Annotated in this window: 12 protein-coding genes; 8 read left to right on the top strand and 4 right to left on the bottom strand. The window is 40.5% G+C overall.

Going from position 1 to position 16,509, the window contains the following annotated elements:
- Positions 1 to 508 precede the first annotated feature (508 nt).
- The gene (locus tag B9G53_RS12440) at positions 509 to 1,648 is read left to right on the top strand and encodes a glycosyltransferase family 4 protein (RefSeq protein WP_094532745.1); all 1,140 of its coding nucleotides are present in this window, start codon (positions 509 to 511) and stop codon (positions 1,646 to 1,648) included.
- A gap of 24 nt (positions 1,649 to 1,672) precedes the next feature.
- On the opposite strand, the gene B9G53_RS12435 is transcribed toward B9G53_RS12440, so the two are convergent.
- Positions 1,673 to 5,410: a WD40 repeat domain-containing protein gene (locus tag B9G53_RS12435; protein WP_094532743.1), complete on the bottom strand. Its 3,738-nt coding sequence runs from the start codon at positions 5,408 to 5,410 to the stop codon at positions 1,673 to 1,675.
- Positions 5,411 to 5,691: 281 nt separating this feature from the next.
- Here B9G53_RS12435 and B9G53_RS12425 point away from each other — a divergent pair, with 281 nt between their 5' ends.
- From B9G53_RS12425 to hepC, 3 genes are all read left to right on the top strand, one after another.
- Complete coding sequence (locus B9G53_RS12425; protein ID WP_094532739.1) at positions 5,692 to 6,792, top strand: glycosyltransferase; 1,101 nt, start codon at positions 5,692 to 5,694, stop codon at positions 6,790 to 6,792.
- Positions 6,793 to 6,840: 48 nt separating this feature from the next.
- On the top strand, positions 6,841 to 9,042 hold the full coding sequence (locus B9G53_RS12420) for a polysaccharide biosynthesis tyrosine autokinase (protein WP_094532737.1): 2,202 nt from the start codon (positions 6,841 to 6,843) through the stop codon (positions 9,040 to 9,042).
- Between the two features lie 645 nt (positions 9,043 to 9,687).
- Positions 9,688 to 10,611 carry a heterocyst development glycosyltransferase HepC gene (gene hepC / locus B9G53_RS12415; RefSeq protein WP_094532735.1) on the top strand — a complete coding sequence of 308 codons (924 nt, stop codon included), beginning with the start codon at positions 9,688 to 9,690 and terminating at the stop codon, positions 10,609 to 10,611.
- 299 nt (positions 10,612 to 10,910) lie between these two features.
- Here hepC and B9G53_RS12410 read toward each other — a convergent pair whose 3' ends face one another.
- Together B9G53_RS12410 and B9G53_RS12405 are read right to left on the bottom strand one after the other, a co-directional pair.
- Positions 10,911 to 11,228, bottom strand: coding sequence for a ferredoxin (locus tag B9G53_RS12410; protein WP_254923642.1), 318 nt, complete (start codon positions 11,226 to 11,228; stop codon positions 10,911 to 10,913).
- A gap of 122 nt (positions 11,229 to 11,350) precedes the next feature.
- A complete protein-coding gene (locus tag B9G53_RS12405) occupies positions 11,351 to 11,803 on the bottom strand; it encodes a universal stress protein (RefSeq protein ID WP_094532733.1) in 453 nt (150 codons plus the stop codon).
- Between the two features lie 271 nt (positions 11,804 to 12,074).
- On the opposite strand from B9G53_RS12405, the gene B9G53_RS12400 reads away from it, so the two are divergent.
- Together B9G53_RS12400 and mutT are read left to right on the top strand one after the other, a co-directional pair.
- The gene (locus tag B9G53_RS12400; RefSeq protein WP_094532730.1) at positions 12,075 to 13,082 is read left to right on the top strand and encodes a cysteine synthase A; all 1,008 of its coding nucleotides are present in this window, start codon (positions 12,075 to 12,077) and stop codon (positions 13,080 to 13,082) included.
- Positions 13,075 to 13,482, top strand: coding sequence for an 8-oxo-dGTP diphosphatase MutT (mutT, locus tag B9G53_RS12395; RefSeq protein WP_094532728.1), 408 nt, complete (start codon positions 13,075 to 13,077; stop codon positions 13,480 to 13,482). The genes B9G53_RS12400 and mutT overlap by 8 nt, the downstream gene beginning before the upstream one ends.
- A 334-nt stretch (positions 13,483 to 13,816) precedes the next feature.
- On the opposite strand, the gene B9G53_RS12390 is transcribed toward mutT, so the two are convergent.
- Positions 13,817 to 14,722 (bottom strand): alpha/beta hydrolase, encoded by a 906-nt coding sequence (locus B9G53_RS12390; RefSeq protein WP_094532726.1) that lies wholly within the window; start codon positions 14,720 to 14,722, stop codon positions 13,817 to 13,819.
- A gap of 164 nt (positions 14,723 to 14,886) precedes the next feature.
- Between B9G53_RS12390 and B9G53_RS12385 the strand changes: the two genes are divergently transcribed.
- Complete coding sequence (locus tag B9G53_RS12385; protein ID WP_217901568.1) at positions 14,887 to 15,417, top strand: tetratricopeptide repeat protein; 531 nt, start codon at positions 14,887 to 14,889, stop codon at positions 15,415 to 15,417.
- Positions 15,418 to 15,579: 162 nt separating this feature from the next.
- Positions 15,580 to 16,503 carry a gamma-carotene 1'-hydroxylase CruF gene (cruF, locus tag B9G53_RS12380; protein ID WP_094532721.1) on the top strand — a complete coding sequence of 308 codons (924 nt, stop codon included), beginning with the start codon at positions 15,580 to 15,582 and terminating at the stop codon, positions 16,501 to 16,503.
- The last annotated feature ends 6 nt before the right edge of the window (positions 16,504 to 16,509 follow it).

The following is a 16,509-nucleotide window of genomic DNA, read 5'->3' as shown; positions in this document are numbered from 1 at the left end:
CTCATTATAAAAATCGTTTTTTTGAAAGCCCACTATTGGTAGGCTTTCAAAAAAACGATTTTGGTGTTTCCAACGCCTTCGGCGTTGGAAACACCAAAATCGTTTTCATAATGAGAATTACTGTACGCAAATAAACCAAGAACTCAAGTTCTTGGCTAAAAGCTTAAGTCCATTGAAGTGACCTATAAAACACTTCTAAGCAAACCATTTCAATAGTTTTAAGCTTAGAGAATTGTACTTGAGTACAGGGACGTAAGTCCTAATGTAGTAATGCTCAGATTAGTTATTCCCTTCCTAGCCCAAGAATTAGTGGTGCGACGATCGCTTAATTCTTGGGCTAGGAAAAAGAGAAAGGTGGCGCAAAGCGCCGCCATCCATTTGACAAAAAAGATAAAAGCAGTGCTTCGCGCTGCTTTTTTAATAACAAGTGGCTATAGCTATGAAGTCAAGGCTAGCATTATGCTATCTTCGGCTTCTATGTAGAGATGTCAATATTTAATAAAGTTTTATGAAAACATTACAGCTAGGTACGAGCTGGTTTTTAGAAGAAGCAGGTGGATTGGCTCGTGTTTATTACGGTTGTGTCAATTATTTACCCAAAGTTGGTGTTGAGGTAAATGGTTTAGTGGCTGGCTCCGATCGCGTTTTTCAAAGTTCTGGCGGACAAGTAACAACATTTGCTCCAGCAAATAGTTCGACATGGCAGCGATCGCTAGGCATGAGAAAAGCATTCAATCAGGCGATCGCGAACTCAGAATTTGATTTGGTAGCCTCACATTTTGCCTTGTATACATTACCTATACTTGATCGCTTGGGGAAAGTCCCGTTAGTGATGCATTTTCATGGACCTTGGGCGTTGGAGAGTCAAGCAGAGGGAGCAGGACGCTTATCGACTTGGGGGAAATGGGTGGTCGAGAAATTGGTTTATCGCAGAGCTAATGGCTTTATTGTTTTGTCTGAGGCTTTTCGACAAACTTTGCATAAAACCTATAATGTGCCGTTAGAAAAGATTTTTATCGTCGGTGGGGGCATTGATACAACAGAATTTGATTTGGACTTAACGGTTGCCAAAGCAAGAGAAAAACTAGGATGGCAAAAGGATCGGCGCATTATTCTCTGTGTGCGGCGACTAGTTCAGCGTATGGGTTTAGAGAATTTGATTGCCTCGATCGCCTTGGTTCGGAAACAACATCCTGATGTATTGCTACTGATAGCTGGTAAAGGAGCGATCGCGGGAGCCTTGCGATCGCAAATTCAAGAATTACAACTGGAAAATCATGTGAAGTTATTGGGGTTCGTGCCAGATCAAGACTTAGCGATCGCCTATCGAGCAGCAGAGCTATCAATTGTGCCGACAGTCTCACTGGAAGGATTTGGATTGATTGTGATTGAGTCTTTAGCCGCAGGTACACCTGTATTGGGGACACCAATTGGCGGTATTCCTGAAATTTTACTGCCTTTTTCTCCTGAGCTTGTCTTGCAAGGTAGTACGACCGAGGAACTAGCACAAGGCATGATCGAAGCTTTATCTGGGCAAAGACACATTCCCAGTGCTAGAGCATGTCAAACCTATGTCAAGCAAAATTATGACTGGCAGGTAATTGCTACTCAAATGAAATCTGTTTATGCGCAAGTTATCCGACAATAGATGGTTCGCTTTGCCAGCCATCGATTATCTTTCGATCGCGCCAAGAGCGATGAGCTTCGCTTTTTGAGCAGATGTTAAACCTGTCGCTCCATTAATATTAAGTCCTTCATAGGGGCGAGGTTCGCGATAGGTTTTGATGCATTCACCTGTCAGTACATCCCATAGTTTGACGGTTTCATCACGACTACTACTAGCGATCAGATTGCCATCCGCAGAAAATGACACTGAATATATCGTGCCAACATGTCCAACTAAAGAATTGATCACTTCACCAGTTTGCCAGTTCCAAATATTAATTTGAGCATCTTCACCAGCACTTGCCAGTAAGATGCCTTTGGGATCAGCGGCAATTGTCAAGACATTGCCATCATGACCTAGTCGCTCAGAGATCAATTCACCGCTTTTGATATTCCATCGATAGATAAACTTATCCCCACAGCCAAAAGCTATATGGGGGTGCATTGGCATAAATTTGATATTAGAAGTAATCGAGGTAAGTGTATCTAAAGTTTGGAGACAATCTCCTGTTTTGGTGTCCCAAATTTTTACAGTTTTATCGCGACTACTGCTGATGATATAACGATCATCAGCACTAAAGGAGATCGCTAAGATTGCTGATGTATGTCCTTTAAGAATCCGCAAACATTCACCCGTCACAATATCTCTGAGCTTAATTACTCGGCTGGTTTCACCAGTCGCTAGCAATTTGCCATCATGACTAAATACGAGAGTTCGAGCTAAATCAGGATGTTCGGTGATGGTGGTTAGACAGTTGCCACTGCTGACATCCCATAGTTTGATTGTGCAGTCCTCAGCACAACTAGCAAGTAGGGTTCCAATCGGACTAAAGGCAACTTGCCAAACATGTCCTGCGTGACCATGCAAAGCCCGAATACATTCACCTGATTGAATATCCCAAAGACGAATGATCGAGTCATCACCACCGCTAGCCAAGATCGTTTGCTCAAGGTTAAAAACAACTGAGCGCACAGCATTGGTATAGCCTTGCAAAATCCGAAACTGTTGACCTGATGTGACTTCCCAGAGGTTAAGGAGATGTTCATTGGAAATATTGCCTGACACTTGGCTATCGTTCTGATTATCGTTTTTGGCTGTCCACGATCGCCCCGTATGTCCTTGAAAAGTTCGCATACAGAAACCTGTATCAATTTCCCAGAGTTTCACCATTTCATCGCCACTACTGCTCGCCAAAACTAAGCGTTCAGGATGAAAGGCAACTGAACGTACCCAATGGTTATGCCCAGTTAAGGTTTTAAAACATTGGGCTGTTTTGAGATCCCAAAGACGGATTGTGCGATCGCCGCTTCCTGTCGCAAGGGTTGAACCATCATGGCTAAAGCTAACGGCAAAGACTGTATGGGTATGTCCTGACAAGGTTTTGATGCAGTTACCTGTTTCTGTATTCCATAGTCTTATGGTTTTATCTTCACTGCCACTAGCTAAAACATTGCCATTATGACTAAAGGCGATCGACCAGATGATATCTTCATGCCCTTCAAATATTTGTAAACATTCACCAGTATCAATATCCCATAGCCTTACAGTGCAATCGTCACTGCTACTCGCCATTAAGTTACCCTTTGAGCTAAACGCCACAGCTTCAACAATATCTTCATGACCATGCAGGATTTTGATGCATTGCCCTGATTTCCACAGTCTCACTGTGCGATCGGCATGACCACTAGCCAAAGTTGTGCCGTCAGGACTGAAAGCAACTGACATCACTGCACCGATATATCCTTGCAGTGTATTTAGGCAATCTCCCGTGGAGACATCCCATAACTTAATCGATTGGTCAACACTACTACTCGCTAAAACCGTTCCTTCAGGATTGAAAGCTACGGAAACCACCCATCCTTTATGCCCACGATAAGTGAGTATTGGCTTACCATCACTGACTTGCCAAAGATGAATATCGCCTTTAGTGTCACCGATCGCTAATAATTTGCCATTAGCACTAAAAGCTACTGATAAGACTCCGCCAATTACCTCCGCAAACACCGATTTAATGACCGCAGTCTGAGCAAAGTTAACTCGATGTAATTTGACTTCAGACAAATAAGCTTGGCGAATAGCGAGATAGGAGAAGTCAGTCCCTGTCAAATCAATACCAAGATGGCATAACAAGTTAATAATATTGCCGCCACCATAGCCAAAGGTTGACTTCAGTTCTCCTTCGGGACGTAGTTCGCGTTTGCGTAAATCTTCAAGGGTCTGAAATAGAGCTTTAGATACCATTTGCTTACTACCCAAACGACCCAAAAGTTTGGTGACCAGAGGTTCTAAAATAAGGCGGATTTGACTTTGGCGAATATAGTCCTTGGTGGTTGCTTTGATTAGAGTGTAGTGACGCAAATAGAAAAGCTGACGATTCAGTTTTAATTGGATATTTGGTAAAGCGCCGAGAGGATGCTCTTGGGTAATTTCTTGATAAATTTGCTCAATCAATAAATTGGTGACAAACTCCATAACTACAGGTTGCTGCGTAAAACCTGCGGCGGTATGCTCAACTAGCGATCGCCGTTTTAGCGATCGCAGTGACATCATCAGATGATTCTGCTCAATCGTTGGCACAATATCCGAGCGTAGCTCACCAGGCTGGACTGGCTCACGGTTAATTGCTAACCAAATCATGATTTGTTTCTCATGAGCCGTTAACCTCTGGTATTGCTGCTCGATCAGATTGCCAATGCCGCTAAAAATGATCGTTTTTTGTTCCAAAAATCGGTTAATACTACCTGAATAGAGATCTTTAATCGAAGTTGCGGCGATTTTCAGTGCTAGAGGATTACCACGATACCAATCTACGAGACGATGTAAATCATTGGTCATGGCTTTGATCCCCTTGGCTTCGAGGACGCGCTCGGCGGCAGGTTCATCTAACCCACTTAGTTGCAAAGCCCGCACAGGCAAAATGTCTCCTTCCAAGGTGGCGACTTCTTCAGGCATTTCGCGGCTAGTAATCACGACACAACTACGATGGGAAACTTCACCAACCCTTCTTAACAGTGAGCCATAGCCTTCAAAGTCCTTACGGTAAGCTCCTGCTTGAGCTTCATCTTTCAGAACTGATTCAAAATTGTCTAATACTAATAAACAGCGATATCGCTGTAAGTATTCCATTAACCTCGAAATTAAGGCATTGGTATCCGTAGTATCAGGAGTTTCTTTCTGCTGTGATAGGAAATGGATCACAGCCGTCAACATTTCACTGGGGGTTTTGGCATTATTTAGCGATCGCCACACCACAAAATCAAATTTACCTTGTAGCTGTTGAGCAAGCTTGACTGATAGAGCCGTTTTGCCCAAGCCTCCCATACCCAAAAGGGCTACTAACCGACACCGATCCTGATCTATCCATTTTTCGAGAATATCTAGCTCATGTCCCCGACCATAGAAAAAAGTGACATCGACTACCTCGCCCCAATCTTGATGACTGTTTCCCGAAGAATGTAAATTGGGTACAGTTGTGGGAGAATCAGCTAGCTTCTTTTGGATTTGACGACGAATTAGATTTTGTACCGTACTTTTAGTTACTTTTTCGCCAAAAGTCTCGGTCAATAAATGCCAAAGCTTATGGCTAACTAACTTGATGTAGCCAGCGTCATAGCCAGTCTGCTTTGCAATCTCAGAATAAGACAAACCCTGCCATACCCCAAGAAAGACAGACTGCTCAACTCGAGACAGACTGCGCTCTTTTAACGACAACTCTATAAATGTCACCGCCTCATCAGCCGTCATAGATGCGCCTTAAAGATATAAATATAACTTTTATATAACTTCACTCTTGTCATTCTAAGACGTTTTATGCTTTGTTGTAATTTGTTATGGATATTGATAGCAATTCTGATTATGAAACCAATTCTGGGGTGTTCAAAGCCGTAGGTCTTGAACACCCCAGAATTGGTTTTAATGAAAGCTTGCCGTAGGCGGACTGTCATCAAAATCAATTTGTATAACGAGAGTTGTTAGAATATTGCTCTTTGAAAGTTAGTAACCCTTGACAGTTCCATTAAAATTAAATGAAAATTGCTTTAGTTCATGACTATCTTACGCAACGTGGCGGTGCTGAAAGGGTATTTGAACTTTTATGCAAACATTTCCCAGATGCAGATGTATATACATCTGTATACGATTGCCAAAATACAATTGACTTAGGCGATCGCCCAGTTCACACAACATTTTTACAAAATATTATAGGAACTCGTAAGTATTTTCGCTTATTTGCACCATTTTATTATACGGCTTTTAGCTCTTTAAATCTTCGACAATATGACTTAATTCTTAGTAGTAGTGCTAGTTTTGCTAAAGGAGTTCAAAAACGTGATGATGCAGTGCATATTTGCTTTTGCCACAATATTACCCGCTTCCTGTGGGACACCAATACTTACCTACGAGAATATGGCGCATACAGCTTTTTTAAACCCTTAATTGAGCTAGTTTTTCAAAAAATGCGTCAACAAGACATCTTCTATGCCCAATCTCCTGATTATTACATCGCGAATTCCACAACAGTCGCGAAACGTATTCAAGAAACCTATCAAAAAGATGCTGTAGTTGTAAATTATCCAATCGATGATTGTCGATTTACCTTTTCAGATCAAAAAGATGATTACTGTCTTGTTTCCTCGCGACATCTTAGTTATAAACGGCTTGATATAATTGTTGATGCTTTTAACAGCCTAAATCTGCCTCTGCTGATTACAGGAGAAGGTCCTGAAACGAAACGATTGCAAGCAAGAGCATGTCCCAATATTCAATTTCTTGGTCATGTTAGCGATCTCGATCGGTGCAAGCTTATGTCAAAGGCAAAGTTTGTAATTGTTGCTGCTTTAGAAGATTATGGACTTGTCCCCATTGAGGCTAATGCTAGTGGTACACCTGTAATTGCCTATGGTGCTGGTGGCGTTTTAGATACACAAATTTCAGGGCTAACGGGGATTCTCTTTGAACAACAAACTTCAGAATCCTTAAAAAATGCCATAATCAAGGCACAAAAAACAAATTGGGACTACGCTAAAATCCGAGATCATGCTATCTCTAACTTTTCCGAATTGGTATTCTTCAAAAAGGTTGATCAGATCGTAGATAAAATCTGTAATGACAGAGTAATCAAAGAATAACTTAACTAAAAAGTTTTTATTACTGGAAATATAAAAAGGACAAGCCTAATGAATATCAATACTGCAAATTCAATGCCTCCGATGCTCACTGAACAAGATCCCGGCTATGGAAAAATCTTTGCAGTTCTCTCTCGTAGACGTTTTTGGCTTTTGGGCGGATTAGGTTTAGGGCTGGTAATTGCCGTTTTTATAAACATTAGCTCCAAGCCAAAATACACTAGCACCATGCGTTTGCTGGTTGAATCAACTTATAAGACAAATTCCAAAACAGCCGAAACCTCATCCTTAAATATCGACTCAAATGTGCAGATTGACTATGCAACACAACTGGAGTTACTGAAAAGTTCTTCATTATTTCAAAAGGCTGCTACCTTACTAAACGATAAATATCCTGGTATTACTGGTACGGATCTTCAAACCTTAAAAATTGGTATGCTGGGAGAGAAACAAGAGCCAACTAAAATTATTGAAATCCAATATACTGCCTTAGATCCTGTAAAAACGAGAGAGGTTTTACGGGCTTTTCAAAAAGTATATACTGATTACAACCGAGATCAACAAGAAAAGCGTTTACAGAAAGGATTAGCAGGTATAGACGAGCAAGTTTCTAGTGTTCGTCAAAGTATCTCTGAAGTTTCTGAAGCGATCGAAGTATTTCGTCGCAAAAATAATATATTTGATGCTACTCAGCGCGTTACAGAAATTACAACAGCCCTGAGTGGGATTGAACAACAAAAACGCACTGCCAGATTAGAATACGATCAAGCAATCACTCGACTAGACTCTCTACAACAGAACCTCAACTTGTCTTCGCAGGATGCAGTATTACTTACTCGTTTAAATCAGTCGCCACGTTATCAAGCCCTCGTTTTAGAAATGCAAAGTATAGAAGTTGCTCTAAATCGCGAAAAAGCTAGATTTCAATCTGCTAGTCCTATTGTTGAGGCTCTTGAGTTACGTTTTAGACAACAGCAGAGTAGTCTCGAAGAAGAAAGAAGAAGTATTTTAGGTAATGCTAATTTATCTAGTTATTCCACATGGAATGCTGATCAGCTAAGTAATATTGACTTAACTTTAGCAAATCAAATTGTAGAAACTCAAACTCAAATTGCATTGTTACTATCTCGACTTAATTCTTTAACATCTCAAGAACAAGATCTAAGAACCGAGATTAATCGATTACCAAAATTACTTGGTGAGTACGAAACCTTAATACCTAAGCTGAAGGTTCAGCAAGATACATTGCAAACATTGCTCAAAAATCGTCAGGAACTAAGTTTAGAGATTACCCGTGGCGGCTTTGATTGGCAAGTTGTTGAGGAGCCTAATCTTGGTTCAACCGATGCCGCGGATAGTTTACGTAGAAATTTGTTGCTGGGTGTAGTCGCGGGATTATTTATTGGTGGTATGGCTGCTTTTCTTAGGGATATGCAAGACGATACGTTGCATACCTATAGTGAGTTAGAACGGCAAATTGCTTCTCTATCATTGTTGGGTATGACTCCACAATATTTGCAGGCTGAAGAATCAAGCTCTAGTTTCTTACCACAGTTTCTTAAAGGTCAGCCAGTTTCACCACTTACGGTTGAGATTGTCCAATGGTTGCCTTTTCGAGAGGGGTTAGATGTAATTTATAAAAATATTCAGCTTAATAGTTTTTCTCAAGAAATCAGTGTGCGATCGCTAGTAATTACCTCGGCTCTTCCTGGTGAGGGTAAATCCACGATCGCGCTCGGACTTGCTACTAGTGCCGCACGATTGCACAAACGAGTCCTGCTAATTGATGCAGACATGCGATCGCCAGCTTTACATAAGCAACTTAACTTACCAAATGAAAGGGGATTATCAACCTTACTGGCAAGTAAGGGTGCTGTGGATAGTCAAGATGTAATCCAATCTTCCAACTCAGCTATTGATATTCTTACGGCTGGGCCAATTCCTAGTGATTCCGTCACTTTGCTAAGTTCAGAGTGGATGCAAAAGTTAGTCTCCAGTTTTGAGGAGGATTATGACCTTGTAATTATTGACTCGCCACCTATTCTTGGTACGGTTGATACAATTCAAATAGCCTCATGCTGCGATGGAGTAGTTGCTGTAGCTCGCATTGATCGAATTACTCGTGGTGAATTCTCTCAAGCTATATCTGTTCTCCAAAAGTTGAATTTAATTGGGGTAATTGCTAATGCAGTGAAAGAGCTACCGCATGGCTACAAATCAGTTGCCATCAGCGATGACGAAGATACTGAATAAAACTATAGACTGTTTAGGCTTTATATATAACCCAAGTTGCTACCTATCAAAAATTGCTTTAAAACACGTTAGAAGTAGCCTCGACAAGCCCTAAACAGGGTTCTTTTCATAAAAACATCTAGCAAATTTTATTTTAAATTATGTTTTGAGCAAATAGGTAGCAACTTGGGTTTTGAGAAAGAGCAAAGCGCTGTAAATAGAAAACTGAATAGAACAGAGAAAGCAGATGCATTGCATCTGCTTTCTCTGTTCTGAGGTGAAAAATATCTGTATAAGTCTGGTGTTCTAGCAAAATATGACATAAGAATATAACTTTTATATAACTTTTAGTATGACCTTTTACTAACTTCTAGTAGTTGCTATATCTATGGAATTGATAGATAAGTATATCTATGGAAGATAAATATAAATCTTCAAATTTACTGTGAAAGATAGAATTCATTGCTAGATAGATACATATACGCATACATTGAATCTACCTAATAATGACCTTACCAGTAAATATGTTTACTATTTAAGCGCTTTAGAATTTCCACTACCCATAAGACTTCTGCATTTGCATCAATATTACCCAAAATCAAACTATTGAAATTTAGACTAGAAAATCTGAAGTATTAGAGATATAAGAATAACAGAGAGGAAAAAATGACTGGGCTTATTGTCAGAAAACCACAGGTAATTCAAATTGATCATTCAAAAGAGACTTCATATATATCTAATTCAATGCTTAATACCAAGCAAATTGCGATTGCTGTAGCCTCCTTTGTTCATAATCAATTGACTATGTTTAAGTCTTCTATATTAAGTAATAGTGGATCTAACAATTATCGTCAGTCTAAATTAAATGTAGTGAAAGTCGAGCCTGAAATCGGCGAAGCTAAACTCAAAAATTTAGCTGATGTATGTTATAGATCTGAAAAAGACGTATTGTTGAACCTACCCTCTGCAAATGAATTACCCCAAAGAAATAAGCCAATCACTTGGTTAGTAAAACGAACTTTGGATAGGTTGGCAGCTTTGTTTATTCTCTTGCTTCTTAGTCCAGTTATGTTTGCATTAGCTGTGATTATTGCTACTACTTCAAGTGGTTCAATATTTTTTCACCAATGGCGTGTTGGTGAAAGCGGCAAGTTATTTAGAATCATCAAATTTCGTACCATGATTACTGATGCTGACAAACTACATCATCTAGTGATGAGTGGTCAAACTGGGCTGCATAAGTGTGAAGATGATCCAAGGATTACCAATGTCGGTCGTTGGATGCGTAAGTATAGCCTTGATGAACTTCCTCAACTTTTTAATGTTTTACGTGGTGAAATGAGTTTGGTGGGTCCTCGTCCTTGGGCTTTATATGATGCTTTGCGGATTAGTGGCGATCGCAAAAGAAGATTAAATTCATTGCCAGGCGTGACTGGTGCGTGGCAAGTAAGCGCTCGATCAACAATGCTTGATCTAGATGCAGTGACTGAGTGTGATTTAAGTTATCTTCGCAACTGGAATTTGTGGTCAGACTTGAAAATTTTGTTGATGACTGTTCCCAAGGTCTTGTCTGGAATTGGAGCTTACTAAGTTTTTTTTGTTTATTAAAATTATGAATTAAGTGACAGATATAGATTTCTTTTCAGGACTTATTTTTTCTGTCACTTAATATTTGCAAGTTTGCCCATGTTTCTACGTGGGCTTTTCTGTACTTAACTCTCTTTACACTATCGCAACGCAAGAGATAGCTAGGACAAATCAAAACCCAAAAGATGAGTGGCGGCGCTTCGCGCCGCCACTCATCTTTTGGGTTTTATGTCCCAAGCAAAACTTAGATTGCTACAAAAGAATAGCGAATAATTAGTGGTGCGCGGCTTTGCCACGCACCACTAATTATTCGGATGTAGTCGAGGATGCATCATTGAGCGGATCTCTACGTTGCCAAGTAAATGCGTTTCAATAATTATCTGGGCTTTTTTAGGCGTAACATGCCAGTAATAGACATTATCTGGCAATACAACGACTATTGGACCAGAGCCACATAGTCCCAAACAACCACAAGCTTCTACACTTACCTTGACAATTTTTTGCTGTTGCAATGTTGCCAAAACCTTAGCCGCACCATCCTTGGTACAGGTACGATGTTGACAAACAAGAACTTTACGGGTGGGAGAACTATCCAAAGTAGTAGCGATCGCCTCTTCCAAAATAGTCTAGAAAGTCTAGAAGTACCACAAAGCTTTACACTCAAACTCAAACCAAGAAATTGTAAAAAATTTCTTGGTTCGGTTGATTGGAATTTGTTGTAATTGGACAATACTTTTAGACTTTAGCGCACGACTAAAACTGGTGATACACAATGGTGCATCACATAATCACTAACACTGCCTAGCATCATCCTTTCAATCGATCCCAATCCTCGCGATCCCAAAATCACTAAATCTGGGGCTTCTTCCTTTGCCACATAGCAAATTACGTCACGAGGCTGACCCGTTTCCAGCCTTGTACGGTTCTTCATCTGTGAAGCCTGACATGTATCTTGGGCTTTTTGAAGCAAAGCTTGACCCGCATTTAAGATTTTGCGCTCCAGTTCCACGTCGGGCAGTCCACGCCAGCCAACCCAATCACCTGTGGGCAGCATCACCTCAGGGATATAGCTACTAAGTGGTTCGACTACAGTCAACAAGACAATTTCGGCTTCTAGTGGAACTGCAAAGCTCAAAGCTTTGGCAAGAGCATGTTCGCTAGCTTGAGAGCCATCAATAGCAACTAAGAATTTCATATGTTTACCGTAATATAGAACTTATAGTGTCTTTAATGCATCTGTAATACTTGGTAAGTAATGCATCCGTTGCACATATAGCGATCGCCAATTTTAATTTTCAAGATTTGGTTAATTTAGCGCGTTTATTTGCGATAACTAACGTGTAACTGAAATAAACCCCGAAAATTCAAATTTGCAAATATCTATATAACTAATTACAGACCCAAATATACTGAAGTTAATCAACAAGTTGTAAATCTTTGCTGTAGTTCATCTCTTGTAATATTCCATGACACGCGATATTCGTATTGGTTTTGCTAACTCTGTGGGTAACACCCCCCTAATTAAAATCGAGTCTCTTTCAGAAGCGACAGGTTGCACTATTTTAGGAAAAGCTGAATTTCTGAATCCAGGTGGTAGCGTTAAGGATCGGGCGGCTCTATTTATGGTGTTAGAAGCTGAAAAAGCGGGAACCCTCAAAGCTGGTGGCACAATTGTTGAAGGAACGGCTGGCAATACTGGCATTGGCTTAGCTCTCGTGGCTAATGCGCGTGGTTATCGCAGTGTAATTGTGATGCCAAGTAATCAATCGCAAGAGAAAATTGATTTGCTTAGGACTTTGGGTGCTGAAGTAGAACTAACTACTCCTGCTCCTTTTTCTAGTCCTGATAATTACTATCACGTTGCTCGAAAACGGTCGGAAGAAGTTACCAATTCTTTTTGGGCAAATCAGTTTGAGAACTTATCTAATTCTGACGCGCACTACTATACGACTGCACCTGAAATCTGGAATCAAACAGGCGGTGAACTGGATGGAATTGTTATGTCTTCTGGTACTGGTGGTACGATCGGCGGCGTAACTGCTTACCTCAAAGAACAAAATTCCCAAATTGCTACTTATTTAATTGATCCCACTGGTTCGGGGTTATATAGTTACGTGACTACAGGTGAATTTAAAGCTGAAGGCAATTCGATTACTGAAGGTATTGGCATCAATCGAGCCACAGCAAACTTTAATCGGGCAAGACTAGATGGAGCTTTCCAAGGTACTGATCAGCAAGTAATCGAGATGGCGCAGTATTTACTAAAGCATGATGGCTTGTTTATAGGCAGTTCAGCCGCTTTAAATGCAGTTGGTGCAGTCAAACTGGCGCGAAAACTAGGCAAAGGTCATACGATCGCGACAATTCTCTGTGATGGTGGTGGTCGATATCAGAGCCGAATGTATAACCCAGATTGGCTAGCAGAGAAAGGTTTAACTCCAGTGGCTAAAGGGCTGGAGTTTATTGATGACTAATGTGCCAACAAAAAAGTATCGCTGTATCGGTGTTGGTGTGGTCTGGGATCGCGATCGCCAAAGTATCCTGATTGATCGCCGTTTGCCTGAAGGTGAACTGGCGGGATATTGGGAATTCCCTGGTGGGAAGATTGAGCAACAAGAGACTGCGGCAGAGTGTATCAAACGTGAGTTACAAGAGGAACTAGCGATCGATGTGGAAGTTGGCGATCATTTGATCACCGTCGATTTTGAATATGAAACACTGAGAGTAAGTTTGATTGTGCATCACTGTACACATATCTCAGGCGAACCGCAGGCGATCGCTTGCTCAGAAATCCGTTGGGTAACTGTCGATGAGCTAGATACCTATCAATTGCCAGCAGCTAATTACCAAATAGTCCAAGCTTTAAGGGCATAAACAAATTGAAATTCACCTCAATACAGCAATTCTAATTATGAAACCAATTTTTATAATTAGAATTGCTGACCTTAATATTTTTTCTCTTGGGAAAAAGTGAAAAGCTAGCTATACAATTATTGTCCAAAACAGACAGTGAAACTCAAAAACAAATTGCCTATTGTTATATCAGTCATAGTAGGTATTGCATTTTTTGCTTTTGCCGTGTGCATTATGGTTCAACCAACAATGAATGATTCTATGAGATGTGCTTTTTACGGTCGCTGTGCGACAAATGCTAGATAGCAATCTAAAGTAGAAGCGTATTTACTATCTAATTCACTAGTAATAAACTTTACTTTAACCTCTGACGAAAAAAGCTAGAAACTTTTCTTATATAAGCTTCAGGGTTTGTGTTGTAACTTTCGGGATGTTTAGCTGCAGATGTTTCCCAATATTCCGATGAAGCAGCAGCAGTTTTTAGCACATAAGCTTGATTTACAGGGATAAAGGGATCAGACACACCATGAATGATCAGGATTGAGCGAGGAGCAATACGTCCAATCTCATTGACTGGCTTAGATGAATTGAGATCATATCCAGTTAACCAACTTCCAAACATCATCGTTGATGGAAGAAAAATATCAGGAAGTCCAGAAACATTTCTCCAATTGTGTTGCATCACTGGATAAACTTGCGCGTAACCACTATCCACAACTAATGCCCCTATATCAGGATCATCGGCGACGGCTCCGATCGCTGTTGCCGCACCCATCGAAACGCCCAGTACACCAATATCCTTGGACTTATAGCCTTTGCTTTTTAACCAATTTACAGCACCAATAACATCGCGTCTTTCAGTCAGTCCAAATGTAAATCGAGCATCACCACTTTGCCCATGACATCTTAGATCAATCATTAAAACCGAAAACCCTTCTTTCTGTAAGGCTGCACCAAACTCAGGGAAATGACCGTCAAATTCTAATGTACGACTAGAATTCATACCATGGACTAAGATAATGGTCTTATTACTGACCTTAGAAGGAACAAACCAACCTGCAACTTGTACCCCATCAGCAGATAAGAAACGAACATCTTGTGGAATTGTATTAAAAGCAGATGAGGCTTTTGGGTCAAAAATTCTTTTGGGAGTCGATAGAAAGTGAGCAGCAGTGACAGAGATCCCGATGTAGGCTGTAACTAAAGATACCGAGATGCCAATAGCAATTTTTACAAGACGATTTTTTAAAGCATTAGACATCGAGATTTTCTCAAGTTTAGATAGTGCTTCTTTTTTTAGGATATGGTAATACCAATTCATAAAAGTGTCGTTACACTTTTGTGAATTAAAAACCAAACCCAGTAAGGGTTTTCAAAATATAAAACGGCTACGCCATTTTATATTTTGGTATAAATCTCAATGATATGGAGGTATGCAATTTACTGATGGAAGAAATCAGTGCGGAACAATTAGCATCGGAGCTATATCAAAAAGGAGTTAGCAACTTTGAGAGTGGCAACTATCAACAGGCGATCGCCCTACTAGATCGCGCCCGTGCTTTAGCCATTTTAGAAACTACTTTAGGCGGTGAAATTTTAATCTGGTTAGCTAATGCCTATGATGCAGATGGTAAAACGGAGGAGGCGATCGCTCTATGCCGTAGCCTTAAAAAGCACCCAGTTAATAGTGTGCGGAAATCAGCCCGTTACATGTTGGGAATTTTGACCGCGCCACAACTAAGCAAACTTGAAGGTGTTGTATCTGAAGTACCCATTTTACAATCCCCTGATAGTTATCAATCGAAGCCTGCGCCAAGAAGTAACATTACAACCAATAATCAAAAGCCATTTCGCGAAGTTCCCCTAGAGAAGCCAAAGACCGAGAGCAACAATAACTTTTTGTGGTTTGCGATCGCCGTTTCTTTATTGCTTTTAGCACTTTGGACAACAAAATAAGCCAATATTGCTAATTTGTGTCGCTATTCTTTAGCTTTAAGTGCTGTAAACATCAAACTCAAAAATGAATGGTATGCTAGCTTATACTTTTGTTAAGTTAATTAAAGCAAACTTCAAACTTAATCAAGTAAATTTCAACTATTTCTGGGAGTAAATGGCGTGATGAGGAGAGCGATCCCCGCACAATGGATTAATTTAGGAATGCACCTAGTTTCAATGGTGTTTGGTCTATTTGGCTTAATTTTTGTACTGCCAAATACCGAGTTTATTGAAAGCTTGTCTGAAGCTGGTTTGCAAGTCTTTTCATGGGGAATGCAAAATGGCGGTGCATCCTACATGATTTTTGGCGCGATCGCCGCTTTCCTGTATGGGAAGCAAACTATTGGTCTCAAGCGTACTCTGGCGTTTTGCATCCCTGCGATCGGGCTTTCCCTAAGTAGTGAACTACTGGGAACTAGTACTGGGTTTCCTTTTGGTGCTTATGCCTATCTCAGTGGTTTAGGTTACAAAATTGCAGATTTAGTACCCTTCACAATTCCCCTGTCATGGTTTTACATGGGATTTTCTGCGTTCTTAGTATCCGCGACTCTGATGCGCTTTGGTACAGGTTGGGGCTATAGAATTGTGGCGATCGCTCTAGGCTCTTTAATGCTGACCTCATGGGACTTTGTACTTGATCCCGCCATGAGCCAAACCCCCTATCCTTTCTGGGAATGGCATCAAGCAGGTGAATTCTACGGAATGCCTTACCAAAACTTTTTTGGCTGGTTCGGAACTGGCTGTGTATTTATGACCGTTGCCTCACTAATTTGGGGGAAAGACAATCAACCAATTCTAAATCGTCAACAAATCATTTTTCCTACAATCATGTATGCAGGAAACTTTATGTTTGCGTTGATATTGAGCTTTAATGCAGGTTTTTACGTTCCAGCTTTGTTAGGTATTGTCGTTGGAGCCTTGCCAATTGTGGTGCTTTATTGGTCTACGCCTAACGGTGAAGATGAAAAAGCGATCGCTAACTCTTCTACAAATATCCCAGTGATAGCAGTAGATCCACCTAAAGTAGAAACAATTGCTACTCGTTAAAACAAA

The organism is Pseudanabaena sp. SR411 (genome assembly GCF_002251945.1).
Classification (GTDB): domain Bacteria; phylum Cyanobacteriota; class Cyanobacteriia; order Pseudanabaenales; family Pseudanabaenaceae; genus Pseudanabaena.
Note: the sequence above shows the minus strand (reverse complement) of the source record. Positions and strands in the feature narration are given on the sequence as shown.

Coding starts and splice junctions, on each gene's coding strand:
- B9G53_RS12425 (WP_094532739.1), top strand. CDS start 5,692: ATGAAAATTGCTTTAGTTCATGACTATCTTACGCAACGTGGCGGTGCT.
- B9G53_RS12420 (WP_094532737.1), top strand. CDS start 6,841: ATGAATATCAATACTGCAAATTCAATGCCTCCGATGCTCACTGAACAA.
- B9G53_RS12435 (WP_094532743.1), bottom strand. CDS start 5,410: ATGACGGCTGATGAGGCGGTGACATTTATAGAGTTGTCGTTAAAAGAG.
- cruF (WP_094532721.1), top strand. CDS start 15,580: ATGAGGAGAGCGATCCCCGCACAATGGATTAATTTAGGAATGCACCTA.
- B9G53_RS12405 (WP_094532733.1), bottom strand. CDS start 11,803: ATGAAATTCTTAGTTGCTATTGATGGCTCTCAAGCTAGCGAACATGCT.
- B9G53_RS12390 (WP_094532726.1), bottom strand. CDS start 14,722: ATGTCTAATGCTTTAAAAAATCGTCTTGTAAAAATTGCTATTGGCATC.
- B9G53_RS12400 (WP_094532730.1), top strand. CDS start 12,075: ATGACACGCGATATTCGTATTGGTTTTGCTAACTCTGTGGGTAACACC.
- mutT (WP_094532728.1), top strand. CDS start 13,075: ATGACTAATGTGCCAACAAAAAAGTATCGCTGTATCGGTGTTGGTGTG.
- hepC (WP_094532735.1), top strand. CDS start 9,688: ATGACTGGGCTTATTGTCAGAAAACCACAGGTAATTCAAATTGATCAT.
- B9G53_RS12385 (WP_217901568.1), top strand. CDS start 14,887: ATGGAGGTATGCAATTTACTGATGGAAGAAATCAGTGCGGAACAATTA.
- B9G53_RS12440 (WP_094532745.1), top strand. CDS start 509: ATGAAAACATTACAGCTAGGTACGAGCTGGTTTTTAGAAGAAGCAGGT.